General features: G+C 64.2%; 1 pseudogene. It reads left to right on the forward strand.

The annotated features are described in order from the left end of the window. Positions 1-438, forward strand: a pseudogene (locus tag J5M73_RS31450) (NADP-dependent malic enzyme); the annotation flags it as partial.

Below are 438 nucleotides of genomic sequence, written 5' to 3' on the forward strand. Positions count from 1 at the left end.
GCGTTCGCGTGCGAGGAGATCGTCGAGAACCCGTTGAACGCCGCGCGCTTCACCGCGCGCAGCAACCTCGTCGGCGTCGTCACGAACGGCACCGCGGTGCTCGGCCTCGGCAACATCGGCCCGCTCGCGTCGAAGCCGGTGATGGAAGGCAAGGCGGTCCTCTTCAAGAAGTTCGCCGGGATCGACGTGTTCGACATCGAGCTCAACGAATCCGATCCGCACAAGCTCGTCGACGTGATCGCCGCGCTCGAACCGACGTTCGGCGGGATCAACCTCGAGGACATCAAGGCGCCGGACTGCTTCATCGTCGAGCGCGAATGCCGCAAGCGAATGAAGATTCCGGTGTTCCACGACGATCAGCACGGCACCGCGATCGTCGTCGCGGCCGCGGTCACCAACGGGCTGAAGGTGGTCGGCAAGAGCATCAAGGAAGTGAAG

The organism is Pseudomonas sp. 50_B, from assembly GCF_017491625.1.
Lineage (GTDB): Bacteria > Pseudomonadota > Gammaproteobacteria > Pseudomonadales > Pseudomonadaceae > Aquipseudomonas > Aquipseudomonas danubii.